This is a genomic window from Geovibrio sp. ADMFC3, from assembly GCF_054687035.1.
This window is the reverse complement of record NZ_BAAFZG010000002.1, coordinates 205,260-226,129: the sequence shown is the minus strand read 5'-3', so window position 1 is coordinate 226,129 and position 20,870 is coordinate 205,260. Positions and strand designations below refer to the sequence as shown.

The following is a 20,870-nucleotide window of genomic DNA, read 5'->3' as shown; positions in this document are numbered from 1 at the left end:
AACCGTAAAAAAACAAAATTTCAAAGGCTCAGAAGTAGCTCTCTGACTACCTTTGAGGCTGTTACGGTCGACACTCCGCTGTGATCATAATGCGGTGAAAGTTCAACCACATCTGCAGCTTTTACGTTTAAATTTTTGATAGCTCTGAGAATACTGTAAATCTCAATAAATTGCCATCCACCGGGTTCAGGTGTTCCTGTGCCCGGAAAGCCTGACGGGTCAAGCACGTCAAGATCTATGGTAAGATAAACGGGTCTCCCGCCTATGGCATCCGCCAAATCAGCAAAAGGTGTTATCATTGTACCTTCTTTTTTTATAAGATCAAACTCTTCTTTTGTTCCGGAGCGTATCCCATATTGAAAAATATTAGCCATTCCAGTTATTTCGGAAATTCTTCTGATAACGGTGGCGTGGGAAAGTCTTTCGCCCATGTAATCATCACGCAGATCGGCATGTGCATCCAGGTGAATAACGCAAATATCTTTTGTTTTAAGGCTTACAGAAAGAGCATGGAACAGAGGCAGAGTAACCAGATGCTCCCCGCCGAAAGAGATAAGTCTTTTGCCTGAATTAAAAACCTCAAGCGCGGCAGACTCTATCACGCTGAGAATATTCTTTTTATTTCCGAAGGATAACTCAAGGTCGCCTATATCGCAGTTTTTCATATTTTCAAGATCAGCATCCAGCATGGGGCTGTATGTCTCTATCCCGTATGAAGCTGAACGGATGGCATCCGGTGCGAATCTGGAACCGGGTCTGAAACTGCATGTGCCGTCATAGGGTACACCCATGATTATGTTTTCTGCTGTGTCAAAGGGTTTGTCACAGGAGATAAAACAATTACTGACAGGTTCAAATTTCATATACTTAGTGGTTTCTCCGTTCAAAAATAAATTTATTACTTTCAAATAAAACGGTGGGAACCGCCCCTGCAGCTCCCGACCGTAAGATATACTATACTACTTAATTAAGAGTTCTGCAATCTGTACTGCGTTTGTTGCAGCACCTTTTCTGAGCTGATCACCAACAACCCAAAAGCTGAGAGTATTATCAGCAGAGAGATCCTTTCTTATTCTGCCTACGTAGCAGTCATCCTGACCAGCCACAAAAAGAGGCATAGGATATTTATTTTCAGCAGGATTATCCTTAACTACGAGTCCCGGTGCCTTGCTGAAAAGCTCACGGGCAAGCTCAGGGGTAATTTCTTTTTCAGTTTCAATCGTAACGGATTCAGAATGAGCAGAAAGAACAGGAACACGGACGCATGTCGCACTGACTTTTATGTCCTTGTCTCCCATTATTTTTCTTGTTTCGTTAAACATTTTCATCTCTTCTTTGGTATAACCGTTTTCGGTGAAGCTGTCTATGTGGGGGAAAACGTTGAAAAGAAGCTGGTTTGCAAATTTTTCAACCTTGATATCTTTTCCTTCCGCCCATGCTTTTGTCTGATCCATAAGCTCCTGCATAGCCTGTGCGCCTGCTCCGGAAGCTGACTGGTAGGATGAAACCACTACCTTTTTTATTCTGGAGTAAGCATGAAGAGGCTGAAGAGCCACAACCATGATAATTGTAGTGCAGTTAGGGTTTGCTATTATACCTTTATGTTTAAACGCATCCTGGGGGTTAACTTCAGGAACAACAAGGGGCACGTTATCATCCATTCTGTAGGCGGAGCTGTTATCGACAACAACTGCGCCTGCCTTAACAGCAGATGGTGCAAACTCAAGGCTTCTGCCGCCGCCTGCGGAGAACAGTGCTATGTCAATATCCTTGAAGCTGTCATGCGTGAGTTCCTGCACCGTATAATCCTTACCCTTAAACTTAAGCGTCTTGCCGACTGAACGTTTTGAAGCAAGAAGTCTGAGTTCTGCTATGGGAAAGTTTCTCTCTTCGAGAATCTGGAGAAAGGTTTCTCCTACGGCACCGGTAGCACCGGCAATGGCCACGTTGTAAGCGTCTTTCTTCTGTAATTGCGCCATTATTGCACCTCAAGGAATATGGTAGTAAATGAAATATTATCAGAACGCCCTTTTGTCAACACTTAAAGCGAAATTAAGGCTTTAAAACACTATTATTTGTCTGCACTTGTGTTCGTTGTTTGTTCATGCTATCACTTGATAAAGTGAGACTAAACGGAAAAAAGAATAAACTATGAGCGAAAAGAAGATATATGACATACCGCTGAAAGGCGGCAGAAAAATACGGATAAGGCAGGGAGCTTTCGGCAGCGGTGAGCATGAGACTACCCTCGCCTGCCTTAAGCATATACAGAATATGGAGCTTAAAGGGAAGAAGGTGCTTGATGTCGGCTGCGGAACAGGAATACTCGGTATTGCTGCCTCTCTTCTTGGTGCTGAAATGTGCATTGGCTTCGATCCGAGCCTTGCCGCATGCGAAACTGCTGTCTTCTGCAATGAGCTTAACGGAGTTACAAACAACCATATTATATGTGGATATAACGACGCAGTGAGTGGCAGGTTCGATGTTGTCGCTGCAAATATATATCAGGATATTCTTATTGCACTCTGCCCCTATATAGCCGATGTTTTAACAGAGCAGGGACTTGCCCTTCTCTCCGGTATTCCTCTTGAGTATAACTATGAGGTAAAGGTTTGTTACGAGAGGCAGGGGTTCAAAGTCCTTGACTTGAATATACATGATGAATATAGTACGATTCTTTTGCAAAAGGGCGGTTAGCTCATCAGGATAGAGTGCAGGTCTCCGAAGCCTGAGGTAGTGGGTTCGATTCCCGCACCGCCCGTACAGAACATAAGCGGATTTCAGAAAACTCTGGAATCCGTTTTCTTTTATAATTTCCCTTGTATTGCCTTCAAAATAACTCATTTTTTATCTTTTTTTATTCGTTATTAATATCAGTTATTTATCTATTTTAATGAGATTTTTTTTCAGGATATTTCACCCACCTGTACCATGGTACGATGTTCCCATTGTTTTTATGATTTAACATTGATTATCAATAAAAACCGAAGAGGTATTTTATGGCTCAGGCAGGAACAGTTAAATCAATCAGCGGAATGGTAACAGCACGCGGCGCAGATGGCCAGGTGCGTACCCTCGCAGTTGGCGACATAGTTTTTGATAATGAAATTATCGAAACAGGCGCCGGCGGTTCTATAGTTATCACTCTCGCTGACAACAAGGAAATAGCTCTCGGCGAAAACGCCCAGATGCTGCTTGATGAAACAGTGACGGCATCCGTTGAAAACGAAGATGCGTCCATATCAGATGTTGAAGCTCTTCAAGCTGCACTTGAAGCTGGTGAAAATATCGATGAAATCGAAGAAGAAACAGCCGCAGGCGAGGAAGACTCTTTTGAATTTCTTGCTTCTTACTATGGCGGTGATGATTCCGAAGGTCAGGTAGGTACATACCTGCTTGATGCAGATGCTGATGAAGGCGGAGAAGATGCAGGAGATGACACCGGTGCAGGTAACGCTGCCCCTGCTGCGGCTGATGATGCGGTCGTAATGGACGAAGACGGTGTTTTTTCCGGTCAACTTCCCGCAGCCTCAGACATAGACGGCGATGATGTCACCTACTCCGTTGGCACTCCGCCTACAAACGGAATACTTGTTATCAACCCTGACGGTTCCTACACTTACACCCCCAATCCCAATTATAACGGTTCCGACAGCTTTACTTATGTAATCAATGACGGAAACGGCGGAACAGCAACCTATACGGTTGATATAACAGTTAATCCTGTTAATGATGTACCGATCCTTACCGGAGATGAAGGCGCTGTAATTGAAGATGCAGTAACGTCAATAAGCGGTCAGGTAACTATTGAAGATATTGACGAAGGTGAAAGCTTCTTCCGCCCATCCGAACAGACTGGTGAATATGGCAGTTTTGTTCTGGACGAAAACGGAAACTGGACTTACCAGCTTAATAATGATGCTGTTCAATTTCTCCCCGAAGGCGCAACTCTTACGGAAACGTTTGAAGTTGTCTCCATTGACGGTACAGCTACAGAAACCGTAACAGTAACTATTACAGGTACTAACGATGTTCCCGTGATAACAGGCGAATCTTCCGCTGACGTAGTTGAAGACTCTGTAGTCTCAATCTCCGGCAAGCTTGATATAGCTGACGTTGACACTGGCGAAAGTTCATTCCAGCCCGCAGAACAGGAAGGAAGCTACGGCTCATTCGTAATGGACGAGAACGGCAACTGGACATATAATCTCGATAACGAAAACGGTGCTGTTCAGGCTCTTCCCGCCGGAGCAACTCTCACCGAGACGTTTGAAGTTGTTTCCTTTGACGGCACAGCCACAGAAACAGTGACGGTAACTATTACAGGCACTAACGATGTACCCGTAATAACTGGCAACGCCGCTGGTGATGTAGTTGAAGACGGAACACTCACAGCCACAGGCAAGCTTGATATAGCTGACGTTGACACTGGCGAAAGTTCATTCCAGCCCGCAGAACAGGAAGGAAGCTACGGCTCATTCGTAATGGACGAGAACGGCAACTGGACATATAATCTCGATAACGAAAACGGTGCTGTTCAGGCTCTCCCCGCTGGCGTAACCCTCACTGAAACTTTTGAAGTGGTTTCCTTTGACGGTACAGCTACAGAAACTGTAACAGTAACTATTACAGGCACTAACGATGTACCCGTAATAACTGGCAACGCCGCTGGTGATGTAGTTGAAGACGGAACACTCACAGCCACAGGTAAACTTGATATAGCCGATGTAGACGAAGGCGAAAGCTCATTCCAGCCCGCAGAACAGGAAGGAAGCTACGGCTCATTCGTAATGGATGAGAACGGCAACTGGACATATAATCTCGATAACGAAAACGGTGCTGTTCAGGCTCTTCCCGCCGGAGCAACTCTCACCGAGACGTTTGAAGTTGTTTCCTTTGACGGCACAGCTACAGAAACTGTAACAGTGACCATCACTGGCACTAATGATGTTCCTGTGATAACAGGCAACGCCGCAGGTGATGTAGTCGAGGATGGAACACTCACAGCCACAGGCAAGCTTGATATAGCTGACGTTGACACTGGCGAAAGTTCATTCCAGCCCGCAGAACAGGACGGAAGCTACGGCTCATTCGTAATGGATGAGAACGGCAACTGGACTTACAGCCTCGATAACGAAAACGGCGCTGTTCAGGCTCTTCCCGCCGGTGTAACCCTCACTGAAACTTTTGAAGTGGTATCCTTTGACGGCACAGCCACAGAAACAGTAACAGTAACTATTACAGGAACTAACGATGTACCTGAAATATCAGGCGAAAAGAAAGGCACCGTATATGAAGACGGCGACGTTCTTTCAACATCAGGCAAGCTTGACATAGCAGATATCGATACAGATGAAAGCTTCTTCCGTCCGCAGGAAGATACATCCGGCAGATACGGCACTTTCAGTGTAGATGAGAACGGTAACTGGACTTATGACCTCAACAATGACGCTGTTCAGTATCTCCCCGAAGGAGCGAAACTGAAAGAGACTTTTACAGTTGTATCCCTTGATGGAACAGCTTCTCAAAAAGTCACAGTAACTATAGTAGGCACAAATGACGTACCGGTTATAGGCGGTAAGGATGAAGGCTCTGTCACAGAAGATCAGGGTGTATTCTTCGGCAAGCTCGTAACAGGCGGCATACTTACTATTGATGATGCAGATCTTCTTCAGGATTTCTTTAAACCAGAAGCAGTTAGAGGAGAATACGGCACATTTACTGTCGGACCGCTCGGCGTGTGGACATACACCGCAACTAACAACAGCGCAGCAATCCAGTCGCTTCCCGCAGGAGAAACACTTACAGAAGAATTTACAGTAACATCCATAGACGGTTCTGCAACACACACCGTAACAGTGACCATTACCGGAACTAATGATGTTCCCGTAATCAGCGGTCAGGACAGCGGAACAGTTGTGGAAGACGCTACTCTTTCAGTTGACGGCAAGCTTAATATTGCTGACGTTGACACAGGTGAAAGCCTTTTCGACCCGTCCAATCGGGATGGTGATTACGGTTCATTCTTAATGGATGAAAACGGTAACTGGACATACAGCCTTAACAACAGTAACGGCACAGTTCAGGCGCTTGGTGAAGGTGAAACCCTGACAGAAACTTTTGAGGTTGTATCTGTTGACGGAACAGCCACAGAAACCGTGACGGTAACAATCACAGGAACTAACGACAGACCGGAAGTTAGAGACGTTTCAAAAATCGTCTTTGAAGACGGCAGAACCATAGACGGTCAGCTCTCCGTGTCTGATGTTGATACTACAGATACTCATACATTCGCTCTTTCCGGCGATGCTCCTGACGGGTTCATTCTGAACTCTGACGGTTCTTGGTCATTTGACCCTGACCATGACACATACGACAGCCTCGCAAAAGGCGATGTCCTTGTGCTTAAGATACCCTACACTGCCACAGATGATTCAGGTGCTGATAATGCTGAATCAGAACAGGGAACAATAACTATCAGAGTTATAGGTAAAAACGACAGACCGGAAGTCGGAGATGTTGAGTTCGGAGTTTTTGAAGGCGGAGCAAGATATACAGGTCAGCTTGATGTAACAGACGTTGATGAAGGCGATCAGCATATCTTCCTGCCCGCAAGCAGATTCCCCGCAGGCTTTGTGCTTCTGCCCAACGGCTCTTACAGCTTTGATCCTTCAAATCCCGCATATAACAGCCTTAGAGAAGGAGAAGAGATTACTCTCACAGTGAAATATGTTGCTGTGGATGATTCTGTATCTCTTAACTCAATCTCTGAAACAGGAACTATTACAATTACTGTTACAGGCACAAATGACAGGCCTTGCGTAACTGATGTATTTAAAACAGTTTACGAAGGTGGAAACGAAATCGGCGGACAGCTTAGGGCTTATGATGCTGATAACGGCGATACACATACTTTTGCTCTCGTTGGTGATGCACCTGCGGGCTTTACACTTAACTCTGACGGTTCATGGTCTTTCGACCCGTCTAATTCCGCTTACGATTATCTCGCAAAGGGCGAAACAACACTTATTAAAGTACCGTTTACCGCCACAGATAACTCCGGCTCTGATAACGACACATCGGAAGAAGGCTATATCACTATCAAAGTGAAAGGCACAAACGATGCGCCGGTTGCACAGGATGATGCTGTTGAGGTTAATGAGGACAGTCAGGTTGTGATAGATGTTCTCGACAACGACTACGATGTTGACGGAGACACTATAGGCATTAAAGACTACACACAGCCCGCACACGGCGAAATTACTCTCAATCCTGACGGAACATTCACTTACACTCCTAGCGGTGACTACAACGGTTCAGACAGCTTCACTTACACCATTAAAGATGAAAATGGTGCAACAAGCACAGCCACAGTGAACATCAACGTTAATCCTGTTAATGATGCTCCTGTGCTGGATCTTGAGGCTGATGCCGCAAAAACCACAATCTCTTACGACTCACAGAGCGCAAGCTTTAACAATGCAGTCGGTGTTTACTGGCTGGATGAAAACGGCGACCCTGTTGATGCACAGATAATTCTGGACGGATCTGACAACACCGATTTCGGTGAGATATTCTCCATGAATTCAGAAGCCGGAAACATTCAGTTCTTTATCATAGCTGACGGAGCATCCATAGTTGACGGAAGCACTGTTCTCAGCTTTGATTCAGACGGCAAGCTGCTTATTAACGGAGCAGAGCCCACTAAGCCCGTTTTCTACAGTGAAGATGGTAAGAACCCTGACGGAAAACAGTTCTTCCTGATAACTGACAATGGTGACGGAACTCACACCATAGCTATTGAAGACCAGACCGACAGTGATTTCAACGATGTCGTACTCACTCTTACGGAAACATCTTCCGGTGACGGCACAGGATACGAAACAACATACGTTGAGAACTCATCTCCTGTATCAATAGCCAGTGACACAGTTGAGATAACTGATATTGACGATACTAACATCGAAAGCGCAGTTATCAAACTCACCAATCCGTTTGACGGGGACTTCCTTTCAGCAGGCACCCTGCCCGCAGGTATAAGTGTTGTCAGCAATGACGGCGTTACCATAGTGCTTGAAGGTACTGCCACTCTGGCAGACTATCAGGAAGCCATAAAGGCTATAGGCTTCGCAAGCACAAGCGAAAACCCTGCGACAGACGACCGCTTTATCGAAGTAACTGTAAATGACGGAGACGATGACAGCAACACTGCCATAACAACCGTTAAGGTAATACCTGTAAACGATGAACCGGTGGCTGTTGATGACGGCAGACCTAACTTCAGCTTCACAGGGCTTACAGGCAACTACTACGCTGTTGACACAGACGATAACGGTCTCGGCAATGACAATAACAGCGGTTATCTGATAGATAACCTCAATGAATTCAAGCATATTGTTAATACAACTGATCCTGCGGCATCTTTTGAAGCCACAAAGATTTGGTACGGCTACGGCACAGGCAGTGTTTCACAGGGTAATAACCTTGAGAGATTCCTCAATGCCAATGGTGAAAACACTGACGGTAACTCACTTACTTACAGTGACGGCGAAGTTGTAAACTCTGATGAAGGCGGATTCCATATCTCCGGTAAAGTATATATCGAAGCCGGAACCTACAATTTCAGAGTTCTTGCGGATGACGGTTATGAGATACTCATAAACGGTGACAGTGTGGCTAAATTCGCCAACAACCAGTCCCCCGCAACTCACGTACATGACTCTTTCACCATCGGAGAAAGCGGATGGTATGACATTGATATGTACTGGTGGGATCAGGGCGGCGAATATGTATTCAAGCCTGAAATAAGCTCTGACGGCGGACAGACCTACACAATGCTCACAAACGAAGGCACATACGCCACACCGGAAGACGTTGCCATAGATTTTGCAGCGGCAGATCTTCTTGATAACGATTTTGATGTGGACGGAGATGACCTCACAATCATAGGTGTCAGCAATGCTGTAAACGGAGAGGTTACTCTTAACCCTGACGGAAGTATAACTTTCACACCGGATGCAGACTATAACGGTCCTGCTCAGTTTGAATACACTATTTCAGACGGAAACGGCGGTGAAGATTCCGCAACTGTTTACCTTGTAGTATCTCCTGTAAATGATGCACCTGTGGCTGCTGCGGATTACATTGAAACAGATGAAAACACATCTGTCGAAATTGATGTTCTCGCAAATGATACAGACGCAGACGGCGACGCTCTCAGCGTATCAGACTTTGACAGCACAAGCGAAAACGGAGGAACAGTTGAGCTTGTGAACGGTAAACTTGTTTACACTCCCGCAGAAGGCTTTGACGGCGAGGATACGTTCACTTACACAGTTTCAGACGGAAACGGCGGAACAGATACTGAAACAGTAACTGTCAAGGTTAATAATACCAATGATGTGCCTGTTGCTCAGGATGATATCGTAAGTATTGAGGAAGGTGTTGCAACAACCTCAAAAACCAACCTTGTTCTGATGCTTGACACATCAGGCAGTATGACAGACTATTCCGGAACTATCTATGTTGACGGAGAATGGACAACCCGTCTTGCCCTTGCCAAACAGGCTCTCATAGACCTTATTGGCAAATACGGCGATTCTCTCCAGAGCGTTATGCTTGTAGACTTCGATTCAGGAGCAAGCATTGTCAAGTATGACGGTTCAACATGGATGACAGGCAGTGAGGCTGTTGAACTGCTTCAGGATAACTCCCTGATGAAAGGCGGCGGCGGAACTAACTATGATGCGGCTATTAATGCGGTTAAATCCGGCTACGGCAATCCCACAGCGGCAGACAATACATATGTGTACTTCCTTTCAGACGGAGATCCTTCTTCCAATTCAAATGGTCTCAATAACTCAGAAAGAGACTTATGGAGAGATTTCCTTGACGAGAAAGGGGTAACAGAATCGTTTGCTATCGCAGTCGGTTCGGATATTGACGATACTAAAGAGCTTAAACAGGTTGCATGGACCAGTGATGATGACGGAAACCATAACGGTAACGTAATCACTGTTGCTAATGAGGCAGATCTTTCAGCTAAGCTGCAGGAAACTGTTGAGCTTAACAAAATTGAAGGCAATCTCCTTGATAACGATGATTTCGGTGATGACGGAGCGGGAAGCCCTGCCCTTGTATCTGCCGAATACAACGGAGAAGAGATTGAGTTCGGCAAAGAAATTGACCTCGGCAACGCAGGCAAAGTAACTATATACAGTGACGGAAGGTATGAGTTTACCTCCGGTCTGGATGTTGCGGATGATGCCTCTGCGGTTATCAAGTATGTGATTCAGGACAGCAACGGCGACAGATCCGAAGCTGAACTTGTTCTCACTACAACAGACAGAAGCGAAGTTCTTGCTGCGGACAATGCTGATCACGCTATCTACAAAGAGATTTTCCATGAAGCAGTTGTAGGAGAGCCTGAAAAGGTAATGAACGACATTACTCTTAAGGATGGCAATGATACTTCTGCTGAATTTGAAGTCAATGGAGGAAGCAGCGGCTCACTTAGCTTTAATTATAATATGTCCGGTATCTCCGATGGAGATTCATTCAGCTACAAACTTGAAGTTGCAGACGGAAAGGATTTTTGGGGCAATACCAAATGGAAAACTGTTCCCGGTACTTCCGTAACAAAGTACAGCGGTAGCGGAACAGTGACTTTAGACAATATTGATCCCGGACATTACAGGATAGTGTTTAACACTACTGATAATGGTTTCCTGTTATGGAACTATGACCTCAGTGTAACACTTACTAACATTGCTATTGTTGCAACTGTTGCCGCTTTTACAAGCATTATTGTAGAAAATGCTGAAGGCAACGTTCTCACAGACCCGAACACATACCTCGGCAGTGACGACCAGTGGGGCGCTGTGGATGATATGGGTTCCGAAGGTGCAGTATTCACCGTATTCAACGGAACAGAATATGTTGAACCTACTGAATCCGGTATCACAATTAACGGCGATTACGGAACTCTTCTTATTAAAGAAGACGGTTCATACACCTACACACCTGAAAGCACTGATGGTATCGGCAAAACCGAAACCTTTGAGTATAAGCTTACTCAGGCTGACGGCGACACAGACAGTGCGAAGCTTGTAATAAGCATAGGTGAAGAGCCTCAGCATGTTATCAGCGGCACAGACGGCAATGATACCATAACATTTGACCCGACAGCCGACCTGATAGACGCCGGAGACGGTTACGACACACTTGTTGTAAATACCGGAGGCGGAGAGCTTGACTTCAGCAATATCAGCGAAATAGTAAGGAATGTAGAGGAGATAGACCTCTCTGACGGAGACAATACCCTCACAAACCTTACTCTGCAGGATGTTCTGGATATTACCGATGGTGACAACGCCCTTGTTATCAGAGGCAATGAAGGCGACTTCGTCACAATAGACAACTCAGAAGGTGACTTCTCCGTAGTGGATAATCATCTTGTTGTCAACAACGGCGGCGCTGACATCAGCTTTGAAGGCGGAGTGAACTTTGAAGTGACAGATACTCACATCAAAGTCATATTCACTGATGACGGTACAGATATGTAAGCCGATAACTTAAAATCAATACTTAGAATGCTGCGTCCGGCGAGTCCGGCGCAGTGTTTGCAATAGCCAAAAGAAATCCCCCGCAGGCTGTAAAGCTTACGGGGGATTCTTTTATTATTAAAAATATTCTGTCACGTATTATGAGATTCAGAGATTACCTTTCAGCTTGAGAGCAACTTCCAGCCTGTCACGGCAGCCTGTCTTCACAAAAACAGACGACAAGTGCGCCTTTACCGTGCGAACGGTGATATTCATTAATTCGGCAATCTCTTTATTGCTCATTCCCCGCCCTACAAGCTCTGCGACCTGCTGTTCCCTTTCGCTCAAATCCTCAAAAAAGCCAGCCTCAAGCTTTGATGTGCCGTTTTGAGGCACAGATGCTATGAGCCTGTTCAATATCGCTGGAGGAAGCCATACCTGCCCTGATAAAACAGTATGAACAAGCTGATTCATGTTTTCAGGGTTCATCAAACGGTTTCCGTACCCCTTAACGCCCTTCTGGAGAAAGCGCAGAGCTTCACCGTAAGACGGTACAGCGGAGAAAACAGCAACAGGGCATCCGCCTGCATGAATCTGTCTGTCCGAAGCGAGTAAATCCACCACAACCAAATCCGCATCTTTTACGGAATCTTCCGCCTTATCACGTTCATATCTTGCGAAATTGCAGCCGTTAAGTCTTACGGCTGACTCGACATATTTAAAAAAGCGGGTATCGTCAGTTACAACAGTTATTTTCATCATCTTTCCCTTAATGCGTTATACTTCGCTCTTAAAATCGGCTTCATGATGTACTGAAGAATTGTCTTTTTGCCCGTAATAATATCCGCCTGCACTGTCATGCCGACCATAATGTCCTTTTTGTTATCTTCTGTGCCCAGGTAGTTTTTGTCTGTTTCGATGCGGACAAGGTAGTATTCCTCATCTTTTTCATCTGTTATAGTGTCTGCACTCACATGGATAACCTTGCCTTTGAGACCGCCGTAAATGGCAAAATCATAGGCTGTAAGCTTAACCACTGCATTCTGTCCGGGGTATATAAACGCTATGTCCGATGGCTTAATTTTGGCTTCAATGAGCAGCCTGTCATCATTGGGAACAATTTCAATTATATCCATTCCCGGTTTTGCCACACCGCCGACAGTGTTGATGAAAAGCTGCTTAACTGTTCCGTCAACAGGTGAGCGAACCATTGTTCGCCTTACTCTGTCTTCAATGGCAACCTGTGAGTTGGTGATCTGTTCTATCTCTGCTATTACCTTATTCAGCTCTGTCTGCGCCTCGCTTTTCTGTCTTCCTTCGATCTCTTCTATAGCGTTTCTTGCTTCCACAACCTGATATTCCAGAGATTCAATATTTTTCACTGTTTCATCAATCTCTTTGCGGTTATCAAGTTCTTTCTGTTTAAGCTGAATAAACTCAAGCTCGGATACCAGCCCCTTTTTATAAAGCGGCTCCATAAGCTCAATTTCCCTGTGAATCATTCCTCTGCTGGTATGAAGGTTTTTAAGCCGGAGACGAGCATTGGCAAGTTCAACCTGCCTCTGTTTAAATCTCTGAACAAAAACTTCTTTTTCATTATTTCTGCGTGCGGCATTAGTTTCATAAAGCCTTTGTTCTTCCATAATCAGCATGGGATAATTATTTTTTGCGTCATCATCTATAATAAACGGAGCTATGCCGGCTTCAGCACGAAGCCTTACCGCCCTCGCCTTAAGTTCGCCAAGCTTTGCTCTACCTTCCTGATATGAACTGCCTGCACCTGTGTCATCAATAATCACAAGCACCTGCCCCGATTTGACAAACTGCCCTTCTTTTACCAGAAGCTCCTTAACTATACCGCCTTCAAGGTTCTGAACCACCTGAACCTGTCTGGATGGAATAACTTTGCCTATGCCTCTTGTGAGTTCATCAAGTTCAGTAAAATAAGCCCATGTGAACAGCACAATTATAAGAGCAGTTATAACATAAAGTATCAGTGACATTTTCACCGGGCTTTTCTGAAGAACAGCGGCGTTAAGGCTGTTCATGAATTCGATGTCACTTTCCTGAACGTATTTTTTTCCGTTTCCGTTTTTATAACCCGAAGAGTTTTTTCCGTTTATCATTTACGGTTACCTCCGAGCTTTGCCAGAACATCCTCTTTTTTGCCGTCCAGAGCTATGGTTCCGTTATCGAAAACAATAATACGGTCAACTATTTCAAGGATACTCGGTTTATGAGTGATCACTATAGTGGTTTTATCTCTTGTACTCTCTTTAAGATTGGCTATTACCTTCATCTCTGTGGCGTAGTCCATGGAGTTAGTGGGTTCATCCATAAGGACTATGGGGCTGTCCACCAGAAATGCACGAGCCAAGGCGACAGACTGCCTCTGACCGCCGGAAAGGTTGCCTCCTCTTTCCCCCACATTTACATCAAGCCCCATGGGGTGTCTGTCTGTAAAAGCTGTCACACAACCCACCTGAGCCGCTCTGATTATTTCGGTATCATCAGCATGGGGAGCTTTAAAGGTCACATTGTCACGAACTGTTCCGGAAAGCAGTGATACATCCTGCGGAACATAGCTGAAATTATGCCGTAAATCCGCCGGATCTATCTGCTGTATGTCTATACCATCCACAAAAATGCTTCCTTCTTCCGGTTCATAAAACCCCATGAGCATCTTTGCCAGAGTTGATTTACCGGAACCGACCTGTCCTATGATTCCCACCCGTTCTTTCGGGTTGATTTTAAAGCTGACGTTGGAGAGGGCATTTTTGGTTTCGTCCGGATATTTAAAGGTCACGTTTTTAAACTCGATAGCCCCTTTAAAAACCGGACGGCGGAGGAAAAGCCTGCGGTCCGGGCGTTCTATTTCTTTCTTCATCAGATCGTTGAGAGAGGCAAGCCCCGTCTTCATCTGTTCGTATCCTGTAAGCAGAGATGCGAATTGAGACATCGGAGCTATGCTCCTGGAAGACAGTATAACCGTTGCGATAAGTCCGCCCATGGTCAGCTCACCCTCCTTGATCAGATAAACACCTGCAATTACCACGGCAACGCTGCTTAATTGAGTAAGAAACGCTGCAACCGTGCTGAGAGAGCTGGATAAAATCCTCGATTTAAGCCCTTTTGAAGCTATATCTCCGGTGCTTTCCTCCCAGTGCCACTGAACAGAGCTGTTAGCGTTGAAAGCCTTTATTGTCTCAAGGTTGGAAAGTGCCTCCACGAGTATTCCGCTTTTTCGTGCAGATGCTTCGTGTGTACTGTCTGCCAGCCTTTTAATCGGCTTACGCATAATTACGCTGTAAATAAGGATAAGAAGGATAGTAGCGAGGGGAACAAGCACAAGGAGTTTGCTTATATAATAGATAACCAAAAGAAAAATCACGACAAAAGGAAGCTCGATAAATGCTGTTACGGCACCTGATGTAAAAAAGCCTCTTATTCCGTCAAACTCCCTGAGATTATTGGCAAAAGAACCCACTGTGCGTGGTTTATTTTTCATCTTCAGATTCAGGGACTGCTCAAAAAGAATGGATGAAAGAATTACATCACTTTTTTTTGCAGCTACCTCAAGAAACTGAGTACGAAGGTATTTAAGAATAAGGTCGAAGGTATAAACCGTGGAAATTCCTATAGCAAGCACCCAGAGAGTATCGACTGCGTTATGAGGGATAATCCTGTCATACACATTCATGGTAAACATAGGACCGGCTATTACGAATATATTTATAAGAAACGTAGCAAGCAGAACGTTGCCGTAAATACTCTTAAACTTCAGCAGAGTGCCGAAAAACCAGTTTTCACGGTCGCCTTCTGTTGAAACAGTATCTTCCGGTCTGTAGCCCTCATAAACTCTTTTAAGGAGAAAAGCGAAACCGAGGTATTCCTCATTAAGCTTGTCCAGATCTGTTTCCATCGGAGTTTCATCAATATCAGGAATTACAATCTCAGCTTTTCTTTTTGCATGGTCTATTGCTGTCAGCACACAGGCGTTTCCGTTGGAGAGAAGAAGGATTGCCGGAAGAACAACTACGGGAAAATCCTCTATGTTCCTTTTAACAAGAGTGGATTTAAACCCTGCATTCGCAGCCGCCCGTGAAAAGTTTGCTTTTGATTTTTCAACATCAAAAAGCGATTGCTTTTCCTTTTTAGGATCAAAGGGCAGACCGTAGGCCAGTGCTTCCATCGTGGCTGGTCTGTCATTCAGCTTGGTTAATAAAACCAAGCAGTTCATCAATGAATCGGATGATATTTTTTTACTCATTATTTATCACCTAAAGGAGTAATATCAGCGATTCCCCTGCCCTGAAAATATTTTATCTGTCTTGCTTCAAGCACTGCTTTTTGTTCCTCATTCTCTATTTTGGTAGCTATAAGCTTTATTCCAAGACTTTCTGTAATAGTCAGGAACGCATTAAGAGCCACCTCTGCTTCACCTCTGTTTTCAATATCAAGCAGATAGTCCTGCTCTATTTTTATATAGTCAGGTTTAAGCAGATGCAGGTATTTAACAGAGGTCTCATTCATCACGAACCTGTCTATACCGAACTTGAAGCCGGTTCCTTTAATCAAACCAGAAAAATCCAGACAAATGTCAAAACTCTTGCCAATAGCTTCATCGGGAATTTCAAAAACAAGTCTTTTGCTGAGGTGTTTGACTGTAGCAAGAAATTTTCTGAACCATGTAAACGACTCCCTGTCTTTGAGAAAGTCATTGGAAACATTGACAGCAAGGGTAATATCCTGATTTTTATCAAGAAAGTCCGTGGCGTGGCGCAGCACATACTGATCAACTTCATTAGCAAGTGACAGCTTAATAACCATCGGCATAAAGTATCCTGCACGCTGGATCTGCCCCTGAAGATCTACCATATTAATGAAGATCTCCTGATGCAGTTCTCCCGTATCGGAAACAACTGGCTGTGATGTAAGCATAAACCTCTGGTCACTGAGGGCGGATTCAATCATTTTTTTCCACTCAAGCTTACCCAGAATCAGGGCGTTTCCATCATCCCTGAAATGTTCAAAATGAGGTTCGGCAGAATTTTTTGCAGCAGAAAGAGCATAATCGCCTTTGGTCAGCACACTGCTTATGGTGTCGGATTCATTATAAGATACGATCCCTGCGGCAAACTCCGTATGCTCCCTGAATTCTCTATTTGCATCCACAAAGTCTTTGATTTTGGAATAGATCATTTTAGTGCAGAGATTACTTTCATCAGAATCTGCAGAAGGCAGCGCTATGACAAAATCATTGGCATTCAGGCATGAGATAAATGAATACAGCTTGGTTGCAGTACACTCTTTCATTGTTGCTGAAGCAAAATCATAGAGCTGCTGAACAACCTGGAAACCTGACACCTGCTGAACTTTTTCAAGTCCCTCAAAGGAAAAGAGTATAATTTCCCCTTTGGAGCGCTCATCGTTGGAGGAAATAAAGTTGCCGAACTGTTTTATGAAGTATTTACGGTTGTAAAGCCCTGTCAGCGGATCTTTGAACTGAAGCTCCTGATATTTTTTCAGAGTCTCAACCTCGCGGTTGTAAATGGTTTGCACCTTCTGAACCATCGAGTTCATCGAAAGAACAACCTGTTTGAGTTCCGGGGTTCTGGGCACACGGTTATTTATTATAAATTCATTGTTCCCTACGGCTTCCGCTTGGTTCTTAATTGCATTAAGCGATGCCAGAATAAGCTTGAGAATGAAATAACTGGCAAAAGAAGCCAGTCCGCCTATAGCCACAAACCATATGCAGAGCTGTTTAAATGTCTCCCATAAACGTAGGTATGAATGCCCGAGATGAACCTTAACTTTCAGTGTTCCGTATATATTCCACCCGCCGGAAACTGCCGCCTCCGCCACAGGAGCCTCAAGTTTCACCATATTTATAAAAGCCTGCGGAACACCCTCACCCTCAACTTCTTCGCTTTTGGAATAAGCAGTTGTTCCATCCTGCCGTATTAGAGTTATCTCTTCAAAATAACCGCCGTCAAACATTGCATTTATCATTGTCTGCATTATAGAGAGGTCGTCCATAAACGGACTCATAGAGAGCGAAAGGGAATTAGCTGTGTTTTTCGCATTTGTATATAACTGGCTGCGGACGTATTCTTTTGTATCGCTGAAATTAATTTGCAGAACAATACCCAGAACCGCCAGCAGCATTATTGTCACGAAAATTTGTAACTGTCGGAATAAGGTCATTTTAGTTACCTCTTATATATTTCAAGGTCTATTTCTTTTAGTTTCTGGAGATTTTTGGATGAAGAAGGATTCACCCTTTTTCCAAGTCCCTGCTGTTTCTGTATATAAAGATCCTTTGCAGTAAAGCTGTAAACAGGCACAAGATCATTTCTCTGCGTAGCCTGCATAATCTGTTTGTTGTAGTTATCCAGAATAAGCGGAACAGCGCCTTTCTGCGGGTAATAGGAAACAACCATATGAGCAACCTCGGCATATCCTATAGCCTTGACGTATGTGAGAAACAGCTTTTCCTGCGGAACGCCCAATTGAATAAGCGTTAGAAATTTAGCAACGGCATAGTCTTCGCAGTCACCCATCCCTTTTCCCAAAAACTCCAGCCTGCTTGCCCAATAATCGCTCTTACCCCACACCTGCGCATCTGAACGGTATTCAACCCGATTGAAAAATTTATTGACCTCTGTGATCTTTGTTGTCTCATCTGCAGACACAAGTTCATTCATAAGCTCTATCAGTGCGGTGAGTCTTTTCTCTGCCTGTCCGCCATAGCGGGTTTTAAAGGCATTCACAGCATCATCCGGCACGTAGAAAGTATCAGACGAAACCGCAGCAGCGACATAAAATATCGCTGCTGCGGAAATTATAAGCATTAAATGTTTAAGTTTTATCATCACTTAGTATAGCATTAGTTCCTGATAAGCTTAAACTCTATTCTTCTGTTCTTTTGTCTGCCTTCAAGGGTCTGGTTGCTGAAAACCGGTGAAGTGCTTCCTTTACCGTAGGCAGTCATAATATCTTTTGATATACCAAGGGAAGCAAGTTCGTTAACAACCGTTTCCGCTCTTTTTTCAGAGAGCTTCTGGTTGTATCTTCTTGTTCCTGAAGTATCAGTGTGTCCCACTATATCAAGCTTGTAGTTTTCAAGCCTTTTAAGCTGTCCGGCTATGCTTTTAAGATATTCATGGGCTTCGGGAGTAAGCTCTGCTGAATCGAAGTTGAAATTGATTATATCCAGATGAAACGATTGTTCCTTCTTGGTTTCATCAATAGCAAGAACCTTCTGCTCTTCAGCAGTTATTCTTTCCTCTTTAGGAAGAATGTAAGGTTCAATCTTTTCAGGAACATTGTAGCCTACTTCAAGGGCTTTTTTATCAAAGCATCCTCAAGGCATAGTATCTGTTCCGAGGAGTGAGTTGTCGCACTGGTCGGCTGTGTCCTTCACAGTGTCTTCATCTCTGTCCTCACCGAGTTTTTTATAAAGAGAGTAGTCGAATTCATCTTTATATTCAGGGAGTTCAACCTTTTCAAAGAGACCTGTTTCAAACTCACTGAGCAGCATTCCGGTTGCCTGTTCAAGCCTGTAGTATGCGGCAAGAAATGAATATTTTGACTGAACAAATGAATTCTGAGCAGTAAAGTATTCTGTTTCCATATCCAGAAGGTCAAGCAGAGTCCTTCTGCCGAGGTGATATTCTTCCTTGAACTCAACAAGGGTCCTTTCACTCATGTCAACATGCTCAGTGAGAAACATTTTTTTTGTTTGTTCAGCAACAAAAATGTTCCATGCAAGCCCAACAGTTTCGTTAACGTTTCTGCGTTCGATGTAGCTTCTCTGATGCTCTTTCAGCATGGATTCATAGTTACCTATTTTACGTGCTTTTCTGACTCCGCCATCATAAAAGGTGTAGCTGAGTTTCAGGAATGCACCAGCATTGTTTGTCCAGCCGTCATCGCCGCCAACATCATTATTGTGTTGAGCCTGAAGTTCAAGATCAAGTGAAGGATAGTAAGTTGATTTTTCTTTAGCGAGGGTATACTTCCGCACTTCAATATTGTAGTTGGCAACACGAAGAGCAGGATGCACATGCATTGCCATGTCCACAGCCTCTTCCTTAGTGGCAGGAAGCTCACCGGCAGGTTCAGGGATTATAAACACTTCGGGTCTTAATATACGTCCGAACTGTCTGTGAAACTTGACAATAGCCTGATTAAGATCCTGCTGCTGCGATATGAAATTGCTCCGTGAAAGAGCAAAACGTGATTCAGAGTTGGAGAGATCAGATACTCTGCCAAATCCTGAATCGGTTTTTTCTTTTATCTGATTAAGGATTTGTGCCTGTGTAAGCACATTTTGTCTGGCAAGCTCAACGAGTTCTGCTGTTTTCAAAACCTCAAGATAAGCTTCTGCCGCATCAAGAAACACTCTGTTTGCAGTGTTAAGAACATCATAAGCTGCAGCCTTGACACGAGCTTCCGTTTCTTTTACATAGTTTGATGTGTGCATACCGTTGAAAAGGTTCTGGCGGGCGTAAATACCTGCCCTTCTGGCTATAAGATCCTCGCTTTCATAGTTCGTATCATAGCCTTTGGTAACTTCGGGTCCGATACTTGCTTCAGCGCTTATATTTGGTTTATAACCGCTTTTTGCCATACCCAGCTCGGATTTAACCGTCTGGTATCTTTTTAAAGCTTCAAGAATTTCCGGGTTAGTCCTGACAACATCTTTAAGCACCTCTTGAAGAGGCATGAACTGGGCAGCCTGACCGTTATCAGTCTGCATTTGTGACAGGTCTTCATCTGCATATGCAGTGGGTATAAATCCTGCCGTGCATAACAGAGAAAACAAAGCTACGATTGAGAGAAGTTTCCTCTTAATGTTATTCGATAAGCACATACTAACACTCCTGTTATTAACGTACGCAATAATGACAATCAAATAATACCACTCTTATTCTGATAATCAAACAAAAATTAATATCAATAAGTGGTAATTTTACCCAAACGTAGCCTCGAAACAGCTATTTTTCTCAAATATATAAGTAATTAAAGATGTATTGTACCTTCGTACAATTTTTTTATCTTTTTTACGAAATTAACCACTGCACTGTAAAAATAAGTGTTTTCTGATAATAAGAATTATGTAATTATATTCGTCAGTAGCAGTAAAAATTGTTTATGCAAATTCTTTTACATATTCAAACTACTGCAGGCACATGCCCCTCTCTATTTGTGCTACCGTTTTAAGTTATTAATATATCTGATAGTCTTCAATATGAAAATGAACATACGTAAAGGATGTAACATCATGCTATTCAAAAAGAATATCTTGACACAACCCCT

General features: G+C 44.0%; 11 protein-coding genes and 1 tRNA gene. 3 read left to right on the top strand and 9 right to left on the bottom strand.

The features are described 5' to 3' along the window. Positions 1-20: 20 nt before the first annotated feature. A complete protein-coding gene (gene speB, locus ACYRYY_RS01300; protein ID WP_460213683.1) occupies positions 21-863 on the bottom strand; it encodes an agmatinase in 843 nt (280 codons plus the stop codon). Between the two features lie 96 nt (positions 864-959). Continuing rightward, positions 960-1,979 (bottom strand): aspartate-semialdehyde dehydrogenase, encoded by a 1,020-nt coding sequence (locus ACYRYY_RS01295; RefSeq protein WP_460213682.1) that lies wholly within the window; start codon positions 1,977-1,979, stop codon positions 960-962. A 172-nt stretch (positions 1,980-2,151) separates the two neighbouring features. Here ACYRYY_RS01295 and ACYRYY_RS01290 point away from each other — a divergent pair, with 172 nt between their 5' ends. The 3 genes from ACYRYY_RS01290 to ACYRYY_RS01280 all read left to right on the top strand — a co-directional run bounded on the left by ACYRYY_RS01290 (position 2,152) and on the right by ACYRYY_RS01280 (position 11,564). Then, entirely contained in the window at positions 2,152-2,697 is a 546-nt protein-coding gene (locus ACYRYY_RS01290) for a 50S ribosomal protein L11 methyltransferase (RefSeq protein ID WP_460213681.1), read from the top strand. Next, a tRNA-Arg gene (locus tag ACYRYY_RS01285) sits at positions 2,688-2,761 on the top strand. The genes ACYRYY_RS01290 and ACYRYY_RS01285 overlap by 10 nt, the downstream gene beginning before the upstream one ends. 238 nt (positions 2,762-2,999) lie before the next feature. After that, a complete protein-coding gene (locus ACYRYY_RS01280) occupies positions 3,000-11,564 on the top strand; it encodes a retention module-containing protein (RefSeq protein WP_460213680.1) in 8,565 nt (2,854 codons plus the stop codon). Positions 11,565-11,711: 147 nt separating this feature from the next. Here ACYRYY_RS01280 and ACYRYY_RS01275 read toward each other — a convergent pair whose 3' ends face one another. From ACYRYY_RS01275 to ACYRYY_RS01245, 7 genes are all read right to left on the bottom strand, one after another. Then, positions 11,712-12,305 (bottom strand): response regulator transcription factor, encoded by a 594-nt coding sequence (locus tag ACYRYY_RS01275; protein WP_460213679.1) that lies wholly within the window; start codon positions 12,303-12,305, stop codon positions 11,712-11,714. Next, a complete protein-coding gene (locus tag ACYRYY_RS01270) occupies positions 12,302-13,669 on the bottom strand; it encodes an HlyD family type I secretion periplasmic adaptor subunit (RefSeq protein ID WP_460213678.1) in 1,368 nt (455 codons plus the stop codon). Before ACYRYY_RS01270 ends, ACYRYY_RS01275 begins: the two co-directional genes overlap by 4 nt. Further along, a complete protein-coding gene (locus ACYRYY_RS01265; protein WP_460213677.1) occupies positions 13,666-15,813 on the bottom strand; it encodes a type I secretion system permease/ATPase in 2,148 nt (715 codons plus the stop codon). Before ACYRYY_RS01265 ends, ACYRYY_RS01270 begins: the two co-directional genes overlap by 4 nt. Further along, complete coding sequence (locus tag ACYRYY_RS01260) at positions 15,813-17,753, bottom strand: bifunctional diguanylate cyclase/phosphodiesterase (RefSeq protein WP_460213676.1); 1,941 nt, start codon at positions 17,751-17,753, stop codon at positions 15,813-15,815. Before ACYRYY_RS01260 ends, ACYRYY_RS01265 begins: the two co-directional genes overlap by 1 nt. 5 nt (positions 17,754-17,758) lie before the next feature. Further along, positions 17,759-18,421 carry a transglutaminase-like cysteine peptidase gene (locus ACYRYY_RS01255; protein WP_460216443.1) on the bottom strand — a complete coding sequence of 221 codons (663 nt, stop codon included), beginning with the start codon at positions 18,419-18,421 and terminating at the stop codon, positions 17,759-17,761. 14 nt (positions 18,422-18,435) lie between these two features. Continuing rightward, positions 18,436-18,756, bottom strand: coding sequence for an OmpA family protein (locus ACYRYY_RS01250; protein ID WP_460216442.1), 321 nt, complete (start codon positions 18,754-18,756; stop codon positions 18,436-18,438). A gap of 156 nt (positions 18,757-18,912) precedes the next feature. Continuing rightward, positions 18,913-20,424 carry a TolC family outer membrane protein gene (locus ACYRYY_RS01245; protein WP_460213675.1) on the bottom strand — a complete coding sequence of 504 codons (1,512 nt, stop codon included), beginning with the start codon at positions 20,422-20,424 and terminating at the stop codon, positions 18,913-18,915. Between the last annotated feature and the right edge of the window lie 446 nt (positions 20,425-20,870).

Bases quoted from the DNA above. Each gene is read 5' to 3' on its own strand.
- speB (WP_460213683.1), bottom strand. From the start codon at position 863: ATGAAATTTGAACCTGTCAGTAATTGTTTTATCTCCTGTGACAAACCC.
- ACYRYY_RS01295 (WP_460213682.1), bottom strand. From the start codon at position 1,979: ATGGCGCAATTACAGAAGAAAGACGCTTACAACGTGGCCATTGCCGGT.
- ACYRYY_RS01290 (WP_460213681.1), top strand. From the start codon at position 2,152: ATGAGCGAAAAGAAGATATATGACATACCGCTGAAAGGCGGCAGAAAA.
- ACYRYY_RS01280 (WP_460213680.1), top strand. From the start codon at position 3,000: ATGGCTCAGGCAGGAACAGTTAAATCAATCAGCGGAATGGTAACAGCA.
- ACYRYY_RS01275 (WP_460213679.1), bottom strand. From the start codon at position 12,305: ATGATGAAAATAACTGTTGTAACTGACGATACCCGCTTTTTTAAATAT.
- ACYRYY_RS01270 (WP_460213678.1), bottom strand. From the start codon at position 13,669: ATGATAAACGGAAAAAACTCTTCGGGTTATAAAAACGGAAACGGAAAA.
- ACYRYY_RS01265 (WP_460213677.1), bottom strand. From the start codon at position 15,813: ATGAGTAAAAAAATATCATCCGATTCATTGATGAACTGCTTGGTTTTA.
- ACYRYY_RS01260 (WP_460213676.1), bottom strand. From the start codon at position 17,753: ATGACCTTATTCCGACAGTTACAAATTTTCGTGACAATAATGCTGCTG.
- ACYRYY_RS01255 (WP_460216443.1), bottom strand. From the start codon at position 18,421: ATGATAAAACTTAAACATTTAATGCTTATAATTTCCGCAGCAGCGATA.
- ACYRYY_RS01245 (WP_460213675.1), bottom strand. From the start codon at position 20,424: ATGTGCTTATCGAATAACATTAAGAGGAAACTTCTCTCAATCGTAGCT.